This is a genomic window from Leptospira limi, assembly GCF_026151395.1.
GTDB classification, from domain to species: Bacteria; Spirochaetota; Leptospiria; order Leptospirales; family Leptospiraceae; genus Leptospira_A; species Leptospira_A limi.
Genome location: NZ_JAMQPV010000002.1, coordinates 229331 through 250905 on the forward strand (window position 1 = coordinate 229331; position 21575 = coordinate 250905).

Genomic DNA, 21575 nt, shown 5'->3' on the forward strand with positions numbered 1-21575 from the left:
CGATTTTTCCTTTTAGTAAGGAATGTTAAATGGCGCTTTTGCCTTTTTCGCCAGTTCTGATTCGAATCACTTCTTCTAATGGAGTGATAAAAATCTTACCGTCACCAATTTTTCCATCTCCACTTTTAGCTGCTTTTAAAATAGCATCTACAGTTGGTTTCACGAATTCATCATTTACAGCAATTTCCAATCTTACTTTTCTAAGAAGGTTCACTGTGTATTCATGGCCACGGAAAACTTCTGTTTTTCCTTTTTGTTGTCCATAACCTTGAACATCTGATACTGTTAAACGATAAATTTCGTTTTTCGTTAACTCTGCTTTAACTTCTTCCAACTTATGTGGTTGGATGATTGCAATGATCATTTTCATAATGTTTAACTCCTATTTCCTTACCCACGAACTCGGATATTAAAATCTGGGTAAGCTTCTGCTCCGTGTTCCCCAAGATCCAATCCACTCAATTCTTCTTCTTCACTTACTCGGATTCCACCAGCTAGTTTTAACACAAACCAAAGGATAAGAGATACAACAAAAGTAAATCCACCGATAGCCAATATTCCATAAATTTGAGTTACGATTGAAGGAACTTCTACTCCAGCAGGAGCACCTTCGTAACCGAAGATGGCAACCGCTAAGGTTCCCCAAATACCACAAACTAAGTGAACGGAAGTTGCTCCAACAGGATCATCAATCTTCATTTTATCAAAAAATAACACTGACAATACGACGAGAACTCCAGAAACCGCACCAATAATTGCAGCAGATGTTGGGCTAACAATCGCACATGGAGCAGTGATACCCACAAGACCTGCAAGTGTACCGTTTAGAATCATACCAAGGTCTGGCTTTTTTAAGATGATCCAAGCAGTGACAGTTGATGCTAGTGCACCAAGCGCAGCAGAGATGTTCGTTGTCACAATCACATGAGACATTACGCTACCATCACCAACTCCCATCGTTGAACCTGGGTTGAATCCAAACCATCCGAGCCAAAGGATTAGAGTTCCTAAAGCAGCAGAAGTCATGTTGTGACCAAGGATTGGTTTGATACGTCCGTCTGGTAAGAATTTTCCTTTTCTTGCACCAAGAACAATGGCTCCAGCAAGGGCAGCCCAACCACCTACAGAGTGTACTACGGTGGAACCAGCAAAGTCATGAAAACCAAGTCCTGCTAACCATCCGCCTCCCCATACCCAATGGCCTGTGAAAGGATACATCACAGCAACTAGGATAAAGGAGAATATTAAAAAGGAATGAAACTTAATTCGTTCGGCAACTGCTCCCGATACAATGGTAGCTGCAGTCGCTGCGAAAACGAGTTGGAAGAAAAATTTTGCAAGAAGGGGAACTCCTGTCCAATTCATGGAAGAGTAAACACCTTTGTATTCATCTCCTATGGCAGGAGAGTTATCAAGACCACCTAGGAAAAATAATCCATCTGTTGCATAAAATGGAGTTCCGTCACCAAACATGAGTCCCCATCCAATGGCCCAATAAGAGAAAGTTGCCGCAGCAAAAACGATAAAGTTTTTTGCTAAGATGTTCACTGTGTTTTTTGATTGTGCAAAACCTGATTCAACGAGAGCAAAACCAGCATTCATAAAGAACACCAACATACCTGCAACTAATACCCATAATGTGTCTAGTCCTACAGTTAATGTTTGGATTGCTTTTGCGGTTTCTTCTGCTGGGTTCACGACGGTTGCAGCTTCATCTGCAAAAAGGAACATCGGAACTACCAGGAGAAGGAAGGCGATTGATTTGAAATATTGTTTCATATTGCCATGTATCCTTTCCATGTTATTTGCTGAAGAAGGATGCAAGATTGGTACCCGATGAGAAAAATCGATTCAAATTGTCCAAAAAAAATCAAGTGGTGCCTAAAAACCCTCCAATATGCCTTAAAATCCAATCTGACCATTTAGCAGTGGAAACCAACTTCACTAGAACTCTTACTCAATCTGATGTTTTCAAAAACAGAATGATTAAATTATAAGCAATCCGCCTTATGAAATAAGATCTGTCCAAAAAAACCATTACAAGCAGACTCCATTCCCCCTCTAATAGGAGTGAATTCTGAACGTATCCGTATCTGTAACGACAAACCGATTCGTAACCATAAAACCTATGTCCTCTATTGGATGCAAGCCTACAGACGGTTTGATGCCAACCATGCCTTCGAACATGCAGTAAAACTTGCTCGTGAATTAGGTAAAGAACTCATTGTATACGAAGGCCTACGTATGGATTATCCGTGGAATTCAGAACGAATTCACAAATTTATCTTGGAAGGTATGTATGAGAACCAAACAAGAGCAGACGAACTCGGAATCAATTATTGGCCCTTTGTCGAAACTCCACAAAATTTAGGAAAAGGTTTACTCAAGGAGATATGCGAGAACGCATGTGTGATCATCACTGATGACTTTCCATGTTTTATCATACCAGAACAAACAGCAAAGTTAGCACAAAAGATAGACTGCCAATTACTTTCGGTAGATGGAAATTCGATCATCCCCTTCTCTCGGTTTCAAAAACCAGCAAGTGCAGCAAGAATCCTTCGTTTATGGATCCATAAAGAATTGAACTCCAATTTTCCGTCTCCCAGTAAACCCATTTGGAAAAAAGAAGACCTAACAAATACCAGAGGCAAAACAAAACCAAATCAAAAAATTGGACTTCCAAAATCCATCGAACCTATTATAAAAACAATTCCCTTCCAAAACCAAGTTTCCCCCGTGAAAGATGTGAAAGGTGGTCGGAAGGAAGCCTTGCGATTGTTAGATGTATTTATCAAAAAGAAGTTGGATCTGTATCTTACAAAACGATCAGAACCAAATCGACCCGAACAAACTGCAACCAGTGGGCTTTCTCCTTATTTACACTTTGGTTGGATTGGTCTGGAAGAAATTTTTTATGCAGTGTTAAAACATAGTTCCAATGGAAAATGGAATCCGGAACGACTGAGCCATACAAAACCAGGAGACAGAGAAAATTTTTATTCTCCCTCCGTTGCCACCAATCATTTTTTAGATGAACTGGTCACTTGGCGTGACATCGGTTATCTATTTTTCTGGAAAGAAAAACCTAACAACATTACACTCGATCATTTGCCAGATTGGGTGAAAACAAATTTCAAAAAACACGAGAAAGATCATCGGGAATTTGTTTATTCATTAGAACAATTTGAATCTGCAAAAACCCATGATGAAATTTGGAATGCTGCACAAACTGAGCTAGTCCAAACAGGCAGAATGCATAACTATATGCGCATGTTATGGGGGAAAAAAGTCATAGAATGGACAAAGACTTATGAAGAAGCATTTACAATCTTAGAACACCTCAATAATAAATATGCTTACGATGGTAGGAATCCAAATTCATACACTGGAATTTTATGGTGTTTTGGACTTTTTGATAGACCATGGTTTCCCGAACGAAATGTATTTGGAAATGTGCGTTTTATGTCTTCCGATTCAACAAAAAAGAAGTTTAAATTGAATTCCTATATGGAGTATATTGGTGAACTGAGTGGAAAATCCAACTCACTCTTTCCATGACAGAACCGATCCAACCGATATTTGAAGAGAAAACCAACTTAAAAAGCGAATCGGTTTACGATTATTTTGTAATTTTATTCAATGATTCCATCCATGAGTTTTCGTATGTTGAAGACTGTTTGATGAAAATATGTTTCAAAACAAAACGAGATGCCAAAAAAATTGCAATGGAAGCTCATTCGAAAGGCAAAGCCATTTGTTTCCAAGGGAGTATGGAAGAATGTGAAACAGTTGCTGAAAATATGACAAACGCGAATCTCACTGTGAGTTTTGGTGTATGAAAGAGTTAAAAGAAATTTTTTTAGAGGAATTATACAAACAAAAAGATTTAGATAAGGCTAAATTTTTCCCTCGGTTTTTTAAGACAGAACCAGGAGAATATGGTGAAGGTGACCAATTCCTTGGTATTACTGTGCCAAAACAAAGATTAGTTGCCAAAAAGTATGCACAAAACCTTAGCTTAAATGATTTACAATCCCTGATTGTTTCTCCTTACCACGAGGTACGTTTCACAACCCTACTCATCCTCATTCAAAAATACCAAACCAAAAAAATAACAGAGATGGAAAAAGATAAAATAGTCAAATTTTATCTAAAAAATACAAAGTACATCAATAACTGGGACTTGGTGGATGTAAGTGCCGATAAAATCATAGGTGATTATTATTTTGATAAAAATAATGTGACAATTCACAAACTTAGGAACTCGAAAGATTTATGGGAAAATCGAATCGCAATACTCAGTACGTTCCATTGGATCAGAAAAGGAAAATTTGAAGAAACACTATCGTTATGTGAACATTTTTTGAATCACAAACATGATCTCATCCATAAAGCAACGGGATGGATGTTACGTGAAATCGGCAAACGAGACATACAAACTCTTCGAATGTTTCTCAAAAATCATGCAACAAAAATGCCTCGTACAATGCTTCGTTATGCGATTGAAAAACTAACCACTTCCGAAAGGAAAAAGTGGTTAGAACTAAAAAAAGAAAACTAATCTCTAGGAAGTACTTTTGTTACAAAGTAAACCTTTACAGGTTCTGATTTCCCTTTTAAGTTTAACTCTTTAGTATCTTCAAATTCGATGTATTTTTCTCCGCCAGCAGCAAGGAAAGCAGCTTCCGATACGGCGACTTTTCCTGGTATTCCATGACTTTCCAGTCTTGCGGCCGTATTCACTGCATCACCAATGACAGTATAATCCATTCTTTTGACTGATCCAATGTTTCCGACAATCGCTTCCCCAAAATTCACACCAATACGTAATCGGAAAGTTCCTGGTTCTAAACCTAATTGTTCATTGATCTCAACCATTTTCTTTTGCATGTCCACTGCACAAGCGATTGCATGATAAGCATCGAGGTCCGTTTGTTTGGGTGCTCCCCAAAATGCCATGATGGCATCTCCAATGAATTTATCTAAAGTAGCTGAATAATGAAATATCAAATCCGATAAGGACTCAAATATTGTATTTAAATGGCTTAAAACGACTCCTGGCGGATTTTTTTCAGCAAATGTTGTAAAACCAACTATATCTGAAAACAAAGTTGCAATGTCTTTCTCTTCGCCACCTAACTTAATATTGTCTGCTACAATCGTTTCCATCACTGCTGGTGAAAAATAGCGGGACAACCTTTCTTTTTCTTCCTTTTGTTTTTCTACCATCTTACGTGAATCAATCATGTTTTTCACAATGGACAATGCAACTGAGATGGTGAAGGCAGCAAATGCATAATCCTTCACAAATGTATGGCTTGGGTACCATTCCCATTGCATTTCCACAAAAATATCATTTAACATGAGCATTATGAATGCAAAAAAACCAAATGATACCGTTCCCATCGAAGGAACTTTTCTCCCGAGGAACAGAATGTAAAACAAAGCTCCTCCGAGAAGAATTGTAAAGAAACTCCAATAAAAAAAGTATTTAGATAAAAAAAGTAAATTGGGAGATAATAGAACTACAATTGCGGAAACAATGCCAGCACCATCAATGTATCGATTTGTTAACCTGATCCAACCACTCCGAACATGTGCAAATCGTACGATAAAATTAAATAAAAAATGGACAAGTGCAATCCAAGTAACATACTCCAATTTTTTAATCCAAAAACCATCACTCAATATTGAATAAATGATCTGGCTCTGGAACAATGTATTGAGAGCCATAAAAATAGAACCTAACGAGAAGTATATGGTTGCATTTTCGTCATTTCGAAATAAAAACTGCCAATATAAATAAAAACATCCAAGTAAAATGGTCAATACGATGACAAAAATTTTCTTAAAATCATTCCAATACTCAGCTCGTTCAGAATATTTATAAGAAGAAATATAAAATTTATCATGTGACAAACCAGGACTCAAAGGGTATTTCGCATACACTCGGACAGCCAGTACATTTGGTTCATCAATTTTTAATAAGTGGAACGGAATTCGATAAAATCTAATTTTATCACTATAAAGAGATTTATCATCTAATTGGGCATTGGTATCAGTATCGAGAAGTAAACCAGTTCCACCGATGTACTTACCATTCCAATACACTGCATCTGCCTGGCTAATTTGACCAAGCCTTAAGCTTAAATTTCTTGATTTGAATTTATTTTGAATGTCACTACTCGTGATTGTGATCTCAGTCCGATACCAACCATAACCTTTGTATTTCTCCATATAATCAAAAAAACTTGGGAAATACAATTCGCCATCACCATCGGTCACCTTGTCCCAACCAGTTTGGATTTGAAAACCAGAAATCCATCCTGTTCGAACCGATTCATCTAAGTTTGGTTGTGCATATGAAAAAACATGTGCTTTGATTTCACCTTCCTCTTCATCCAGATATAAATCATCCTCTGTGTTTTCCGTCACTCGAGGTGAATCACCAGGTTTGAAACTCCATTTATGAATTTCCTTTCCGAAGGAAGATTCAGATCTTAAATCTAAGATTTGATTCGTGAGTAATACTTGTCCCGAAACTTGCGAAAAGGAAAAAAGAAGAATGAAAGGAAGAACAAACGTGGAAAAGAGTCTTTTCGAAAAAACCATGTCAGAAATCGTATTCAAAAGAAAAGGAACTGGCAAGTAGAAAACATTGGACAAAGTCAAAGTAGAAGGACTCAATTCCGACTTTTCGGGAATCGTTACTGCACCTAACGGAAAAAAGGTGGACATTTTTTTTGTCCATCCAGGTGACGAACTTGTAGTGGAATATGTCAAAAGACGACCACGCCAGAGATCCTTAAAAATCCATGAAATCATCCGAAACCACAACTGGGATTTGGTGAAATGTGATGTGTTTGGCAATTGTGGTGGTTGTACTGGCCAACACATACCATACGAAACCCAATTGGAGTTAAAATTCCAACCAATCTTACAATTATTCCAAAAAGATTTAGGAATTTCCTTAAAGCCAATCCCTCAAACAGAAACGTATTCCTACCGTTCGCGGATGGATTTTTCTGTATTTCCAGGTCCTATCATTGGCCAAAGGCAACGAGGCAATTTTAGGAAAGTTGTGCCCATCAAACATTGTTCCATCCAATCAGCTTGGGCGAACCAAGCGTTACAGGATGTACAATCTGTTCTCGACCAAATGCCAGAAGTCATATGGGACAGAAAATCAGAAGTTGGAGGATTAAAATACCTAACCATTCGTAAGGCGCAAAATACCGAGGATGGAATTCTCATTTTTACATTCACTGAAGGCTACGAAGCAGATCCCAAAATGGAATCCTTTCGAAACTTATGCCTTTCTCAATTGAAACAACCTTCATTGCTTTTTTGTTACAACCGTCCCAAATCAGAAGTTTCGGCAGTGGGCCGTCCTGAAATTTTACGTGGAAAAGATAGTTTTACTGAAATGGTCCTTGGCCATCGATTTGAAGTTCCATTTGATTCTTTTTTCCAACCAAACCCAAATGGATTTTTACCCATCTTAAATTTCATCAAGGAAAGAATGGCAAAGGATCAGTCAACTTTGATTGATTTGTTTTGTGGAAATGGTTTCTTTTCCTTGTTATACGGTGAACATTTCCAACATGTTGATGGTTACGAACTCACAGAATCTTCGATCAAAACTGCTTCTCAATTATTCAAAGAAATCTACCCAACAAAATCTCATTCCTTCCAAGTGGCCAATTTATTTCTTTCTACAGACGGACTCAAAAAACAAGAAAATGCAAGTTTGATTCTAGACCCTCCAAGAGCCGGTGCTGGAAAACTAGTGAACCATTGGATCCGGGACTTCGGCCCTGAATTTGTATTCTATGTCTCTTGTAATCCTTATTCACAAAAAGAAGATGTGACTTTATTTTTGTCGGCTTACGACTATGTTGATGGAATTTTGATCGATCCTTATCCGCATACACCGCATACGGAATCGGTCCTTTTCTTTCGTAGAAAACACCAATAAAATCCCTTTATCGATTTTCTCTTTCTTCCGAAAATAGTAGAGAGGGAACTATGAAACAACGGACAGCGATTTTATTTATTTGCATCGTCATTTTAGGACAAATCGGATGTGCGAGTGTTATGGTAACGAACTGGGCCCCAGATGAATCCAATTTTAAATCAAGACCCGTAAGAGTTCTTCTTGGTTATGCGAGTGAAGAAGAAATTTTTAAATCCTCAGGTGAAATCATTGTTAAAGATGCAAACGATCTCACTATCAAAAAAGCATATGATTTTTTATCCTTAAATCCAACAGCGATCAAAGCACCTATCTCCATTCAAAGTAATTCAGAGTGGGTGGATTACAAAGGTGTGAGTTACCGTGGCAGTATTTTACTAAAACCTATTGATGGAAAAGTTCTCATCATCAATTTTGTTCCCGTTGAATTATATTTACTATCTGTTGTACCTTCTGAAGTGAGTGCTTCTTGGCCTAAAGAAGCCTTAAAAGCACAAGCCATTTGTGCGAGAACGTATGTTGTGAAAGAAATGTTAAATCGAAAAAAACAAGAGTATGATGTGGACACATCAACGAATACTCAAGTTTACAAAGGTAAAAATAAAGAACATAAAAACACAACGGAAGCTGTATTTGAAACGGAAGGTCTGATCCTCATTCACAAAGGCCAACCAATCCAAAGTTTTTTCCATTCGAATGCTGGCGGTTACACGGAAGATCCAGCAAATGTTTGGGGGAATTCTGTTGAATATTTAAAACCAGTTCCTTCTGAATATGATAAGGATGGAGATCAATATTCTTGGGAAGAAAAATGGAAAACTGATTATGTAAACAATAGCTTACGCGACTTAGGTGTTGGTGATATCCAAGATATCATCGTTGCCAATCGATTCCCAACTTCCCGTGTGAATGAATTAGAAATTATAGGAACATCTGGAACCAAAAGAATCAAAGCGACTGAATTTCGAAAAAAAATCGGAGCGACAAAACTAAAATCCACTCGGTTTGGAATTCGAAAAGAAGAGTCTGGTGATTTTTATGTGAAAGGTTTAGGTTCTGGTCATGGTGTGGGAATGTCACAATGGGGAAGTTTTGCAATGGCAAAAAGTCAATTCAACCACAAAGAAATTTTACAACACTATTTCAAAGGAATTGAATTCGCAAGAATCGTTGCCAGATAAAGCTTAGATTTTGGTTTCCATCGTCAGAAGATTTTAAATTCTGACTTTAGGTCCCAAAACTTATGGCAACACTGGAAGAATACTTATCCCAAATCAAAGATCTGACGATTGTTCCGCCAGTCTTACTTTCCGTACTTTCCCTAGACGATGATAATGAACTTTCCTTTGGTGAATTAGAAAAAAAAGTCCAATCAGACCAGGTCCTTGTCGCAAGATTATTAAAATTAGCCAATTCTCCTTTTTTCTCCCGAGGAAATCCTGTCGCCAATATGAAACAGGTCATCACTCGTCTCGGATTTAAAACCGTTCGCAGTATGGTGGCAATGTCTATGACAGACTCTCTGTTTAGCCAGGGGAATTATAAAAAATTCCGTGATGAAGTTTGGGATCATTCCGTTGCAAAAGGAATTTTTGCTCAAATCCTCTGCGAAGAAAAAAAATTCAAAAAAGAAGCCGAACTTGCCATCACATGTGGACTCATGCAGGATTTGGGTCGAATTGTTTTGAATACAATAGATCGCAAAAAATATGTAGAAGTGTTAACAGAATTCCAAACATCAGATGTAAGTCTTATCACGTTGGAAAAAAAAGCATATGGCGTGGACTCGTATGAAATGGGAAGTGCAGCAGCTAAACTTTGGAAAATGCCTTCGATTATCATATCTTCCATTGAAGATTTATCAAAACCGATTGCAGAACAAACCTCCCTTGGTCAAATCATTGGTTTTGCTGGTGTGATTGCCAAACTAACTGGGCATGGAAAACAAGAACCAGAAACGATTCAAAAATTTGAAGAGTACCGAAGTGTTTTGGGTTTAGAAATTGAAGATATGAAAGTGTATGTAACTACAAAGGATGAAAAACTGAAAACAAACGAATTGTATCAGTTTTGTAGCACTTTATAATCTAAAGTTACTTTAGTTTGGTTTTACACTTAAAATTCTGTGTAATCCTTCTTTTCCTTTAATTTTTACAGGTTCCAATTCTTCATATCGGTATTTTTTAGAATACTCTTCCGGTAGATGGTTATATAAACCTTCCGAAACATAAACATGCATTGGCTTAGCCATGGATTCTAACCGACTTGCCATGTTCACAGTATCCCCTACTGCTGTGTAAGAAAGTTTTTGAAACGAACCCACGTTCCCTACAATCACATTCCCTGATGCCACACCAATTCCAATCTGCGGAGTGAATCCATAAATTTGATTCCATTTTGGTTGCCATAATTCAAATACTTGCAACATTTCTAATGCACAATCGAGAGCATTTTGCCTATGGTCTTCTTGGAATACAGGTGCGCCAAACAAACACATAATGGAATCACCTATGTATTTATCGATCATACCACCATAACCCAAAATCACTTCCGTCATTGCGGTAAAGTATTCATTCAAAAAGGAAATTACATGTTCTGGCTTCATTTTTTCAGATAATGATGTATAACCACGAATATCTGAAAATAAAACAGAGACTTCTTGTTCCTTCCCTTTTTGATCTAATGATAAAGTATTATTCATCAAACTTTCAACAATGATTGGATCAACGTACATCCCGAATACGTTTTGCATTTTCTTTTTTTCAAACTCTAAGTTTAACTTTTCTTCATATTCTTTCTCAAGTTCCTTTTTAAACTTTTTAACCATCGTATTCAAATCTTGAATTTCTGATTGGTTCATCCCGTAAAGATCTTGAAAACGTTTTAAACTATCGTCCATTTGGATGGAGACTACTTTTTTACGATAAATTTCTCGGAACAAATTTCGGAATCGATGTTCTAAAATATTTTTCTTTAACCTACGTTTGCTGAAGTATTCATTGATACCTAATTGAAACGCATGGATTGGTAGTTGTTTCCCCTCTGCCTTAGTAAATACAACCACTGGGAGTTCGGAAGGACCAGCCATATCCATTATTTTTTCTAAGATCAATTCAGAAGATTCTTCTAATTCAGGGAATTGGATCTCAGTAATGAGAAGGTCATACTGGACTTTTTTAATTTCCTCGGCTCCATTCTCAAAAATAGAACGCCATGTCAAATCAATGTATTCACCAAACCATTCCACAAGTAATTGGGAAATGGTATCGTATGATTTTTTCTGTGGTTCTAAAACCAACACTCTGACAATTTCTTCTTTTTCTAATTCCACGCGCCTTATTTTTCACTCTCTAAAAATTTGTGAAGCGCCTCTTGGAATTGGAATGAAAATCTTCCTAATAACAAACGGAAAGCTTGTAAAATGACATCAGGTCTTGGGGGATCTCCTGAAATATAAAGGTCTGGTTCTTTTGGTAACCTCCCCATGGGGAAAAGTCCACCACTGACAGCTTCTGTCCCACAGGCTATCAATGCTTTAGGTTCACTGATGACATCCCATGCAGTTTGCAACGGAGCTACCATATTTTCGCTGACAGGTCCTGAAAACACGATTGCGTCGGCATGTTTGGGACTGGCAACACATCGAACCCCTTCCCTTTCGGAATCAAAAACGGAATTGTAGGTGGCATTCAGTTCCGACTCGACTGTATTGTTTCCACCTGCTGCAACTTCTCTATACAAAAACCCACGTTTTTGTGTTAAATGGCGAAATCGTTTTTGGTTTTCAGTGAGTGTAAACTTAGTTTGGTTGGGGAACTCCAATTTTCCATTTTTGTAAGACGTGTAAAATTCCTCTCGGTGTAAAACGAAAGTGTATATAAATCCGGAATTGCAAAGTTTGCCCTCAGGGCAAATTTCGACACAAAGTCCACATTGCAGGCACTTACCATAATCCATTGTAATTAGGTCATCCCCTTTTCTATGGATTACCTTTGTTGGGCAAAGGGTTTCACATTCCTTACAGTTTCCACATCCATTCTCCATTGCCTTCGTGGGAACTGGAATCCCTCTTTGGTTCGGATGGACATAGGAAGTATTCTCAAAATTAAGAACATTTTTTTTCGTGAAAAAATTCTTTAATTCAAATAAAAAACTCATAAGTCAAATCCAGCATAACTTAGATTAAATGATTTATTGTTTAATGGGAAATCGCTCACTTGTTCTCCACGAACTGCTAACTCAAGTCCATGCCAATTTAATACAGAAGGATCGCGAATATAAGAATTAATTACAAACCCATTTTCATCGATATTAAGGGCAACTAATAATGGACCTCTCCATGCTTCTACTGTTGCATAAAAAATACCTGATTGTAATTTTTTTTCTTTTATACCTATTGATGATCCAATCCCTTTTGCATTCCAAATCGAATTCCAATCTAATTCCTCTACTTTTTTTTCCATCCAATGTAGCGACTGTTCAATCTCAGCATACCGAATGTACATTCTAGCCCACACATCACCATTGTAATGATGGTGTTCTTCCTTTATAGGAAGTGGATTCCAATCAGGGTAATCTGGATGATTGATTCGTAAGTCTTCCACGACACCTGCCATTCTAGAAACCATTCCAACGAATCCGTGTTTTTGAACATCGGATTCTGAGATAAATCCACAACCTTGCATCCTTTCCTTAAGGGTGGAAATAGAAAGAGCTCTTAAAATTTGAGGACGAATTCGAGTTTGGTAAACTTTTTTTAATTGGTAAAAGGCATCTTTAGCCTGTTTGGCGTTTATTCGATGATTGAGTAACAGTTTTCCTGGACGAATCACTGATTTCCCAAAGCGGTGTCCTGTCCATGTCTCCATAAGTCCTAGTGCAGCGCCCCTATCGGTAACACAAACTCCATATAACGGATAATAACCGATATCTTCCGAAATACCACCTAAATCTCCAATGTGGACGGCAATTCTTTCCAACTCTACGAGTAAAGATCGAAACAAGCGAAGGTCTTTTGGTAACGAGATTTTATAAAAATCTTCATATATTTTTGAAAAAGCTAACGCATATCCAACACTTGTATCACCAGAAATCATTTCTGAATATGGCATTACTTGATCCACCGACTTACCAATTAAAATATCTTGTATACCTCGTTTCTGGTAACCAAGACGAATTGTTAAATGGCGAATCACTTCACCTTCGACAACAAACCGAAAATGACCTGGTTCTATGATACCAGCATGGATGGGTCCAACAGCATGTGAATAATGATCGATCGAGAATGGGACAGATAATCCATGATAAGCTAAATCACGGATCACACCAGATTTTTGGTGTAAAGATAAAACTTTTCCTCTCTGGTCAGACAAATAATCATCTTCCTTTAAACCAGAATAGTCTTCATGCCCCATGTCCTGACCAAATGAATGCCTAACCAACCAAATCGGATATTGGTCATCCAATAAAAAATCAATTGTACTTTTTTTGGACCTTTCCACTTCCATAACTACATTTTGATTCTCATGAATGAATTGATAATATGTGTCGTTAAAATGAGTGATGCCTGTAATTTTCTTCATAAGTAAATTGCCATCAAATTATACATGCCATATGCACCAACTGAGATGGTGAAAATTAAACTAATCCAAAAAAAATAAAATCGCAAACGTAGTGTTCGATACACTTCAGGATTAAAATCACGGTTCTCAAGCCTTACCATTGGTAACACTTTATTTAATGAAACAAAAAAGAAAACGGAACCCAAAATTGGGAATATAAATAAGTAAAATTGTTTATTTATGATAGTAATCTCGATGATTTTCAAATCCAAAACAAAAACTGGAGAAAGAGGAAAAACAAATGCAGTCAATAGTGCCAATAAATAAACATACAATGCTTTATGGCTCAACATAGTCCCATTGAGGATCTGAGAAATTTTTCGTTTCCCAGCATCCATTCTTAATATCCCCATAGACAAAAAGACAAGTAGTTTTACTAAAACTGTTGTTGCGAGTAAAAAGTAAAATACTTCATCAGAAACATCCAACCATAAGAACAGAGTTAACATTCCCGTATGGAAAAGTGCAACCTTAGCGGAAATTCTTCGAATATCATCTCGAGATACTAACATTAAAGTTGAATATAAAATCGTTAAAATACCAATGAATAGTAAACCATTGGATGCATTTATCAAATGAAGATTTAATTCATTTTCCAGCTTAATCAACGGTCGAATTGCAAGTACAACGCTAACGGGGACAAATGAAGCAATCAAAGAAGATATTTGACTAGGGCTTTCTGCATAAGTATCGCCAACCCAAAAGTGATTTGGGACCAAACCCAACTTCCCGCTATATCCATAAATCGTTAAGAGGATTCCTGTTTCCACAAGAAGACCCGATTGGCCTACTAACCCAAGTTTGAGGGATGCAAAATCTAAATTTTCTAAAGGAGTGGATGCAAACAGAAGTATTACGATCCCCAAAAAGGCCAATCCAAGGGCATAGGAATTAATCAATAAAAATTTCCATCCAACATGGAAAGATCGTTCTGTTCCACTTGAAGAAATCAATAATGCCCCAAACAAAGTGGAAGCTTCAATCAAAATCCATTTTAATACAATATTATCTGTAAACCAAGAATAAAATAATACAGAAAAAAAACAAAATTTGAGTAAACTCCACAACCAAATCCTTGTTTGTCCTTTAGTGGGAGCAAAAATAGAAATTAAAAATATAATAACAAAAGTAATGATACCGGATAAATAAAATACGATTTCCATCATAACTTTCTTTCCTTTACATGCATGTGAGGCGAAAGCTGCAATATTCCTCCCGAAACTATTACCAATATTGCATCCAAAAATGATCCAAACTCCAGTCCAAATGGTAATCCCTTATCCAATACCATAGTTAAAACAAATATTCCATTTTCAAAAACACAAAAACCAGCAATTAACGCCAACCAATTCCGCCTAACAACAAAACACAAAATACCTACATATACCAATAAAATTACGTAAATCAATGCTATTTTATGAACAGGAATCGACAATAATGGAACTCCATCCGTTATTTTAACAGCAAGAACCAATCCTAAAACCATGAACAAGAGTGTTGCCAAGTAACCAAATCTAGGTGTGGTACTTTCATTCATTTTTGATTTATTCGCAGTCCAGTTTAAAATCCAAGGAGTTAATAGTCCTTTAAAAAGTACAACTAACAAAATTAATGAAATGGCATGTTGCCAATCACCTTCATGAGTTTGGATCACAGGAAATATCAGCAGAAAACCTTGAAGACTTAAAAATAAAATAATACGACTTAATCGATTTTCAACTAATACAACAATCCCAGACAAGAGTAATAATAAATAAACAAAATCGTATATCATTGTGTTATCCTATGAAAGTTTAACAAGTGTCCCCAAGATCAAAATCGCAATAAAGGTTAATCCCATAAATTCAGGTATCCAGGTCCATTTCCTTCGAACACTATTTGCTTCCCAGAAGCCTATCAAAATCGCCAAAAGAACTACTGCAGGTAAAATCAGGAATTCCTGATTGATTCCATTCAAATAATTAGATTTAAATAGTTTCGAATGTTCTAAGGCTAACTTGACCAAAAAAACTAGTAATGCGCAAAGTTTAATAGAACTTGCTAATTCAAAAAATGCCAACTGTCTTCCAGACGCTTCCAAAATCATTGCCTCATGAACCATTGTTAACTCTAAGTGAGTTCGAGGATCATCAAATGGTGGTTTTGCCAATTCTGCAAGAATCGCAATAAAGCTTAATGTTAAAAATAGTAATCCAATTAATATTCCTTGAGGAGTTTCTGAAATTTCGATCTGGGATTGCGCAGCGAGAATCATGAGGATAAAAGTAGGCTCTACCATCACTGACAATAAAATCTCTCTACCCGAAGCCATACCACCAAAGGAAGTAGCACCTTCCATTGCAAAGCCAATATAAGCGAATCGATATAAGGCCAAAAAAAATGGTATTAAGATAAAAGGAGCCCATTCAAAAAGAACAATGCTCCAAATCATCAATGATGAATAAATGACAATTCTCGGAGCCAACTTTGAAATCGAAGAAAAGTTATTGTTTACAACAGGTAGTTTCAAAAACGATTTACAAATCTCCAAATAAAATTGAATGACACTTGGTCCTCGCCTACCTTGTGCATACGCTCTTACTTTTCGGAAAATACCTGTTAACAAAAAAGGAAGGCATATAAACAAAACGACTAAGTAAACAAAATGAATGCAAGTCTCCATGATGTTATCCTTTAAAATCCCCAAATATCAGTAATGAAAAAATGAAAATCAAAAACATAGAAGAAATTGCTAAATATGTACTTATATCTTCTTCTTTTGATTCATTTGTTGAAGAAACTAATTTTGTACCAAAATTGAATATAAATGTTAGAGAGTTAATGATCAAATTATCAACTATTGACTCCCCCATTTTGTTCACAAAATATCTTCCCAAAGAATTTTTTAGAGGTTTCGAAAATACAGTCGAAGGAACAGATAGTTCGTGCCCCGTATAACCCCCACCACAATCCCATGTTTTTCGTTTAAAGTTTGCGATTTTCACTCGATTCCAATAATCATAAAAATAAAAAATGAAGACGAACAGAATTGTAACCAGAGATACAAAGGATATATTCCAGAACCAATTGATCAAATGTAGATCAGCAAATGGTTTCAACATTGGTAACTCAATAAAAAATGGCAATCCTAATGGAAATAGATAAATCATCAATGCGAGGCTTGATAGAGAAATATATAACCAACGTTTTTGCAAATTTCCAAACGGAAGTAAGTTAATGTTGTTTCGAGGAATAGACAAAAACATAGTCAAATATAATTTAATATGTGTAAATCCTCCTAGGACGATACCAAAGAAGATAAATATCATCGAAGGTAATAAAAAAACCGAACGGCCGATCGGTAGATCCAATATTCTTACGTTTAAATAAAAGTATGTAGCTTCCGAAACAAAACCTAAGGTCCCTGGTAATACAGCATAACTAAAAGTTCCAGCTCCTAATAATAATGGAGATATACCTAGTAATCTACCAATACCCTTCAATTCATCACTATTGTTTGAGTTGATAAGTCTTGAAACCATTCCAATTGAAAAAAGTTGAAAGGTTTTCGAGAAAGAATGATGAAATAAACTCAGAAAAAACAGAATCCTAAATGAATTACTTAAGTTCATTAATTCGATATCACCAGAAAACTGAAACATCCCAGTTATGATCAAACATAACCATAAAAAATTAAGGGATTCGATCGAACTATACGCTAGAGATATTTTAGGATCTTTGTGAAAAAAACTTGTGATTCCTCCGAAAAATATACCCAAGGCAGCTAACGGAAACAATACTTGGTAGATGATAGGGTCCAGTTGATTCGGTAGAACATAACGATAAAAGAGTAATAAAGGAAATATTTCCAAGACACCTGCAAAAGATCCAAGTGCATGAGATGGCCCTCCTTCATTTACCTTAGGCAACCAAATATGAAAACCAGAAAATCCAGATTTTATCAAAAGACCGATTAACAATAAGATAATACCAGTAATATCACCATCGGGTAACATCACCCATGCGGATAAAAATAAGGCGGATATGCCTGAAGCCAAAAGCAATGATCCTAAACTCTCGATTTGTTTTTTCCCGTATTCAGTACCTGAATAAATCAGAATGGTTGAAAATGAGGTAATTTCAAGGGCTATTGGCATCATTAATGATTTACCAGATATATAACAAATACCCAAAGCAGACCAAAAAACTGCATAACCAATTGTTACCTTATTTTTCTCCTTGGGTTCATAAGATTGAACAAGCATAAACGAAGAAAAACCAATGTATGCTTGTATAAAAAGACCAACTAATATAGGGAAATCGACAGATAAAATATCTTCGTTACTGATGATCAAAATAAGAAGTGGTGATAAGGCAGCAATCCCTACAACCAAAGATCTCAAAATCGATATACGTTTATCTTCTAACATAGGTTGACCAAATCTTTAAATCTTGGATAGAGAATCATTTTATTTTTTAAGAGTTATTCTAAACTAAATTGAGACGAGTGAAAGTATCGTTTTCCAAGTTCTCTTGGAGTAAAAATATATAGGATCGCCAAAAATTGAGTATAAATTCCTCTTAGCCAATAGAGGTCACACCGTCTCCCTCTCCACAAACGAATTTTTTAATTTTTTCACTGAGTGAAAAAAAAACTTAGAATTCTAGAGGCGATTTTAGAATTATAATAAAAAAGAAACTTCTATGCTTTGAATCCCTGAAATTGGATCTAAAATCTAATTTGCCCCGCACCGTTTCCGATCCAAATGGAGTTTTCATCTGTCCTATATATGGGAAGTGGTTCTAGATTAATCGATGAACTTGGTAAATCAAAAATGAATTATGCAGTTGATGTAAAAAATCTTAAGAAAAGCTACAAACAAGGTTCTCTTACGATTCCTGTGTTGCAGAACATCCACCTACAAATACCTGCTAAACAATTCGTTACACTTATGGGACCTTCTGGGAGTGGAAAATCTACATTATTGAATATCCTTTCAGCCATCGAAACTGCTGATGAAGGAAGTGTTCAAATTTTTGGACAAGAAATGGTCGATGCAACGGAAGGTAAACTAACGAGATATAGGAGGGACCAAATCGGAATCGTTTTTCAGTTCTTTCATTTATTTCCATATCTCAACGCTATGGAAAATGTCTCGATTCCACTCCTTTTAGCAGGAAAGCCTAAAAAATACGCTGAGCAAAAATCTAAAGAAATTCTGGACATAGTTGGATTAAGCCATCGGTGGAATTTTACACCAAAAGAAATGTCAGGAGGCGAAAAACAAAGAGTATCGATTGCCAGATCTATTGTTCATGAACCGAAAATCATTTTTGGCGATGAACCTACTGGAAACCTAGATTCAAAATCCTCCGAACAGGTAATAGAATTATTCCAAAAATGTGTATCTGATCTAGGTATAACAGTTTTCATCGTTACGCACAATGAAGGGATTGGAAAAACCGGAAACTCGAACTATCGCATGTTAGATGGACATTTAATCAAAAAATGATTCACTTATATTTATACTTCATTTTCGGCTATTTAAAGAACAATCTTAGCAAAGTATTTTTCAATTTAGTGAGCATCATACTTGGTATAGCATTATTTGTCAGTACTCAAATCAATGGATGGAAAGCTGAAAAAAGTTTAGTTGACCAAACAATAGGTTTCAATTCTCAAAATTTAATTGGGAGATATGTGCCGAATTCAACACAAGATGAAGTTGATACGAATACATTTTATTCCATGGATGCGATTTTGCCAGAAGCATTCCATCTCGAACCAGAGTTATTCATAAAAGGATATACGATACTCGAGGACAATCAATCGCTCAGCCTACCGATCATTGGTCGGGATCTAATTACATTTAGTCCCCACTCTAACAACCAAAATAAACAAAAAATATTTCAAAAGTATTTCATAAGTAAATCTTTACTGCAAAAAACAAAAATTACTAACGCACGAATTTCCATTCATCTTTGTAATCAAATCCTAACGATCAATCTAGATGAAATCTTACCAATCGAAGGTGATGGATTATTTTTTGTAACAGATATTGAACGATTACAATCAATATGCGGATTAAAAAATACATATTCTGCTATTAACATTATAAACGATAACAGTTTAAAAAACGTATTTTCGAATGTCAATTTATCTCAATTACCTAGAAATCAAAATTGGAAGTATGAATCAATCAATGAAATTAAAGAAAGAGCCGGGGTCGCACTTGGTTCATTGAAAATAAATTTAACAATCATTTCCCTTGTTTCTGTCCTTATTTCTTTTTTTATGGTTTCGAACATATATACAGGAATCTTTTTATCTCGAAAAATTGAGTTCGGAATTTTACTTTCAATAGGCGGAACCCGTCTCAACAATTTTCTCTTATTTATGACTCTCGCATTACTTTTAGGGTTGGTTGGCGGAATCATAGGAACCTTTTTAGGGATCACTTTAGCAAATTTTAATTTTTTCCAAACATCGAATACCATAACCGACTCTACCCAAATAGAATCATACAGAGAATTCCCAATTATGATTTTATTCTACGGAATATTTCTATCCATCGCTGGCTCAATCTTAAGTGCTTTATTCAATGCAATAAAGGCTTATAACATATTTCCTATCGAAATGCTAAAAGATAGAAATGAACCAACAAGAAATCCAAACAATAATTTTCAAGTTAAGTGGATCATATCATTTCTTTTCATATTTACAGGAATCATCATTGGGTGCTTAAAGATCCAAAAACAAATTCTACCAGGCCTAATCGGTGTATCCTTTGTGATACTTGGCTTTATTTTGATTAATTACGTATCCATCCCGATCATAGTGAAAGGGATTTCTAAATTTTCAGATAAGTTCAATTTATCTCCTAGTTTCATTTTGGCAATTAAAGAAATTGAAATGGAATCATGGAAAAATGGTTTAACTATTTCTACAGTCATGTTAGCAACATCTTTAGTTTTCACTTTATCCAGTTTAACTTTAAGTTATGAAAGTTCGCTAAAACGATGGATTCATGAAGAGAACCAATCTGATTTTTCACTAATAAATGAAAAAAAATTGAATTCAGGTGAGCCTGGAGTTCCAATCAACCTTTTAGACAAACTTAAAAACGCTAATTTATTTAGCGATGTTGAACCATTTTTTATTAATTCAAAATTCATAGTTAATGGTAATTACTTCACACTACATGTTTTAAAATTTCGAGAGAATGAAAATAAGGATGAAATTTTTGTTTCAAAAAACTTATGTTATCTTGAGAAAATCTGCAAAGGTGATTTATTAAAAATCAGCACTCCTTATAAAGGTGACGTAAATCTTAGAGTTCAAAACGAAAAAGAAAATTTTTTCTCCGAAAGAGGAACGATTATTATGGATTATTCCTTATACAAATCGTTATTTCCAATCCAAGAATTGAATTCTATCCGAATAACAATTTCCAATTTATCGAAAAAAGATGAAGCTGTAAAAACAATCGAAGAACTTGCGATCAAAAACGAACTCATCTACTTAGACCAGAAAAAACTGGAAGATTTGTATCTAATGGGAATGAATCGAGTTTTTTCCGTACTAGATTCATTAAAACTGACAGCGATTTTAATTTCTCTTTTATCTTTAGCTACATCAATTTTTTATTATGTAAAAGAAAAATCCAGAATTCTAGCCGGTTTAAAGGCGATCGGAATGAATTTCTTACAGATATTTTTATTATTATTTTACCAAACTATTTTTCTATTAACAGCGGGCATTACTTCTGGAATATTCAATAGCCTAATCCTCTCACCAATTGTGATATTTGGCATCAATCAAAATGCATTCGGATGGAATTTGATATTTACATTCCCAGTGCACTTTGTAGCAAATCTACCGATCTTAATACTTTTATATGCAACCCTAATTACAATTATTCCTTTTTATTTTGTATACAGAATGAGGATTTCAAATGAGTTGAATTACGAATAATTCTTTACCAAAAATATACCTT

The 21575-nt window shown here is 35.7% G+C and carries 18 protein-coding genes; 8 read left to right on the forward strand and 10 right to left on the reverse strand.

Annotated features, from left to right (window positions below):
* Positions 1-25: 25 nt before the first annotated feature.
* Together ND812_RS14650 and ND812_RS14655 are read right to left on the reverse strand one after the other, a co-directional pair.
* Positions 26-370, reverse strand: coding sequence for a P-II family nitrogen regulator (locus ND812_RS14650; protein WP_015678663.1), 345 nt, complete (start codon positions 368-370; stop codon positions 26-28).
* Between the two features lie 20 nt (positions 371-390).
* Positions 391-1779 (reverse strand): ammonium transporter, encoded by a 1389-nt coding sequence (locus tag ND812_RS14655; RefSeq protein ID WP_265376127.1) that lies wholly within the window; start codon positions 1777-1779, stop codon positions 391-393.
* Positions 1780-2070: 291 nt separating this feature from the next.
* Between ND812_RS14655 and ND812_RS14660 the strand changes: the two genes are divergently transcribed.
* The 3 genes from ND812_RS14660 to ND812_RS14670 are packed head-to-tail and all read left to right on the forward strand — an operon-like array spanning position 2071 to position 4564.
* On the forward strand, positions 2071-3561 hold the full coding sequence (locus ND812_RS14660) for a deoxyribodipyrimidine photolyase (RefSeq protein ID WP_407658565.1): 1491 nt from the start codon (positions 2071-2073) through the stop codon (positions 3559-3561).
* Entirely contained in the window at positions 3558-3842 is a 285-nt protein-coding gene (locus ND812_RS14665) for an ATP-dependent Clp protease adaptor ClpS (protein WP_265357365.1), read from the forward strand. The genes ND812_RS14660 and ND812_RS14665 overlap by 4 nt, the downstream gene beginning before the upstream one ends.
* A complete protein-coding gene (locus ND812_RS14670; protein WP_265376128.1) occupies positions 3839-4564 on the forward strand; it encodes a DNA alkylation repair protein in 726 nt (241 codons plus the stop codon). Before ND812_RS14665 ends, ND812_RS14670 begins: the two co-directional genes overlap by 4 nt.
* On the opposite strand, the gene ND812_RS14675 is transcribed toward ND812_RS14670, so the two are convergent.
* Positions 4561-6615, reverse strand: coding sequence for an adenylate/guanylate cyclase domain-containing protein (locus tag ND812_RS14675; protein ID WP_265376129.1), 2055 nt, complete (start codon positions 6613-6615; stop codon positions 4561-4563). The genes ND812_RS14670 and ND812_RS14675 overlap by 4 nt on opposite strands.
* Positions 6616-6661: 46 nt before the next feature.
* Between ND812_RS14675 and ND812_RS14680 the strand changes: the two genes are divergently transcribed.
* The 3 genes from ND812_RS14680 to ND812_RS14690 all read left to right on the forward strand — a co-directional run bounded on the left by ND812_RS14680 (position 6662) and on the right by ND812_RS14690 (position 10064).
* Entirely contained in the window at positions 6662-7981 is a 1320-nt protein-coding gene (locus ND812_RS14680; protein WP_265376130.1) for a class I SAM-dependent RNA methyltransferase, read from the forward strand.
* A gap of 50 nt (positions 7982-8031) precedes the next feature.
* Positions 8032-9159 carry a SpoIID/LytB domain-containing protein gene (locus tag ND812_RS14685; RefSeq protein WP_265376131.1) on the forward strand — a complete coding sequence of 376 codons (1128 nt, stop codon included), beginning with the start codon at positions 8032-8034 and terminating at the stop codon, positions 9157-9159.
* A 62-nt stretch (positions 9160-9221) separates the two neighbouring features.
* On the forward strand, positions 9222-10064 hold the full coding sequence (locus ND812_RS14690; protein WP_265376132.1) for an HDOD domain-containing protein: 843 nt from the start codon (positions 9222-9224) through the stop codon (positions 10062-10064).
* Positions 10065-10076: 12 nt separating this feature from the next.
* On the opposite strand, the gene ND812_RS14695 is transcribed toward ND812_RS14690, so the two are convergent.
* The 7 genes from ND812_RS14695 to ND812_RS14725 are packed head-to-tail and all read right to left on the reverse strand — an operon-like array spanning position 10077 to position 18008.
* The gene (locus ND812_RS14695; protein ID WP_265376133.1) at positions 10077-11309 is read right to left on the reverse strand and encodes an adenylate/guanylate cyclase domain-containing protein; all 1233 of its coding nucleotides are present in this window, start codon (positions 11307-11309) and stop codon (positions 10077-10079) included.
* A 5-nt stretch (positions 11310-11314) separates the two neighbouring features.
* The gene (locus tag ND812_RS14700; RefSeq protein WP_265376134.1) at positions 11315-12136 is read right to left on the reverse strand and encodes an NADH-quinone oxidoreductase subunit B family protein; all 822 of its coding nucleotides are present in this window, start codon (positions 12134-12136) and stop codon (positions 11315-11317) included.
* The gene (locus ND812_RS14705; RefSeq protein ID WP_265376135.1) at positions 12133-13560 is read right to left on the reverse strand and encodes a hydrogenase large subunit; all 1428 of its coding nucleotides are present in this window, start codon (positions 13558-13560) and stop codon (positions 12133-12135) included. The genes ND812_RS14700 and ND812_RS14705 overlap by 4 nt, the downstream gene beginning before the upstream one ends.
* Positions 13557-14765: a proton-conducting transporter transmembrane domain-containing protein gene (locus ND812_RS14710; protein ID WP_265376136.1), complete on the reverse strand. Its 1209-nt coding sequence runs from the start codon at positions 14763-14765 to the stop codon at positions 13557-13559. The genes ND812_RS14705 and ND812_RS14710 overlap by 4 nt, the downstream gene beginning before the upstream one ends.
* Positions 14762-15373: a formate hydrogenase gene (locus tag ND812_RS14715; protein ID WP_265357355.1), complete on the reverse strand. Its 612-nt coding sequence runs from the start codon at positions 15371-15373 to the stop codon at positions 14762-14764. The genes ND812_RS14710 and ND812_RS14715 overlap by 4 nt, the downstream gene beginning before the upstream one ends.
* Positions 15374-15382: 9 nt before the next feature.
* Positions 15383-16261 (reverse strand): respiratory chain complex I subunit 1 family protein, encoded by an 879-nt coding sequence (locus ND812_RS14720; protein ID WP_265376137.1) that lies wholly within the window; start codon positions 16259-16261, stop codon positions 15383-15385.
* 4 nt (positions 16262-16265) lie between these two features.
* On the reverse strand, positions 16266-18008 hold the full coding sequence (locus tag ND812_RS14725; RefSeq protein ID WP_265376138.1) for a proton-conducting transporter transmembrane domain-containing protein: 1743 nt from the start codon (positions 18006-18008) through the stop codon (positions 16266-16268).
* A 405-nt stretch (positions 18009-18413) separates the two neighbouring features.
* Here ND812_RS14725 and ND812_RS14730 point away from each other — a divergent pair, with 405 nt between their 5' ends.
* A complete protein-coding gene (locus ND812_RS14730; RefSeq protein ID WP_265376220.1) occupies positions 18414-19091 on the forward strand; it encodes an ABC transporter ATP-binding protein in 678 nt (225 codons plus the stop codon).
* Positions 19088-21553, forward strand: coding sequence for an ABC transporter permease (locus ND812_RS14735; RefSeq protein WP_265376139.1), 2466 nt, complete (start codon positions 19088-19090; stop codon positions 21551-21553). The genes ND812_RS14730 and ND812_RS14735 overlap by 4 nt, the downstream gene beginning before the upstream one ends.
* Positions 21554-21575: the final 22 nt, after the last annotated feature.

What these genes read in the sequence shown, in the direction of transcription:
- ND812_RS14670 (WP_265376128.1), top strand. Translation starts at nt 3,839, where the DNA reads ATGAAAGAGTTAAAAGAAATTTTTTTAGAGGAATTATACAAACAAAAA.
- ND812_RS14650 (WP_015678663.1), bottom strand. Translation starts at nt 370, where the DNA reads ATGAAAATGATCATTGCAATCATCCAACCACATAAGTTGGAAGAAGTT.
- ND812_RS14735 (WP_265376139.1), top strand. Translation starts at nt 19,088, where the DNA reads ATGATTCACTTATATTTATACTTCATTTTCGGCTATTTAAAGAACAAT.
- ND812_RS14705 (WP_265376135.1), bottom strand. Translation starts at nt 13,560, where the DNA reads ATGAAGAAAATTACAGGCATCACTCATTTTAACGACACATATTATCAA.
- ND812_RS14715 (WP_265357355.1), bottom strand. Translation starts at nt 15,373, where the DNA reads ATGATATACGATTTTGTTTATTTATTATTACTCTTGTCTGGGATTGTT.
- ND812_RS14710 (WP_265376136.1), bottom strand. Translation starts at nt 14,765, where the DNA reads ATGATGGAAATCGTATTTTATTTATCCGGTATCATTACTTTTGTTATT.
- ND812_RS14675 (WP_265376129.1), bottom strand. Translation starts at nt 6,615, where the DNA reads ATGGTTTTTTCGAAAAGACTCTTTTCCACGTTTGTTCTTCCTTTCATT.
- ND812_RS14685 (WP_265376131.1), top strand. Translation starts at nt 8,032, where the DNA reads ATGAAACAACGGACAGCGATTTTATTTATTTGCATCGTCATTTTAGGA.
- ND812_RS14720 (WP_265376137.1), bottom strand. Translation starts at nt 16,261, where the DNA reads ATGGAGACTTGCATTCATTTTGTTTACTTAGTCGTTTTGTTTATATGC.
- ND812_RS14700 (WP_265376134.1), bottom strand. Translation starts at nt 12,136, where the DNA reads ATGAGTTTTTTATTTGAATTAAAGAATTTTTTCACGAAAAAAAATGTT.
- ND812_RS14730 (WP_265376220.1), top strand. Translation starts at nt 18,414, where the DNA reads ATGAATTATGCAGTTGATGTAAAAAATCTTAAGAAAAGCTACAAACAA.
- ND812_RS14690 (WP_265376132.1), top strand. Translation starts at nt 9,222, where the DNA reads ATGGCAACACTGGAAGAATACTTATCCCAAATCAAAGATCTGACGATT.
- ND812_RS14665 (WP_265357365.1), top strand. Translation starts at nt 3,558, where the DNA reads ATGACAGAACCGATCCAACCGATATTTGAAGAGAAAACCAACTTAAAA.
- ND812_RS14725 (WP_265376138.1), bottom strand. Translation starts at nt 18,008, where the DNA reads ATGTTAGAAGATAAACGTATATCGATTTTGAGATCTTTGGTTGTAGGG.
- ND812_RS14655 (WP_265376127.1), bottom strand. Translation starts at nt 1,779, where the DNA reads ATGAAACAATATTTCAAATCAATCGCCTTCCTTCTCCTGGTAGTTCCG.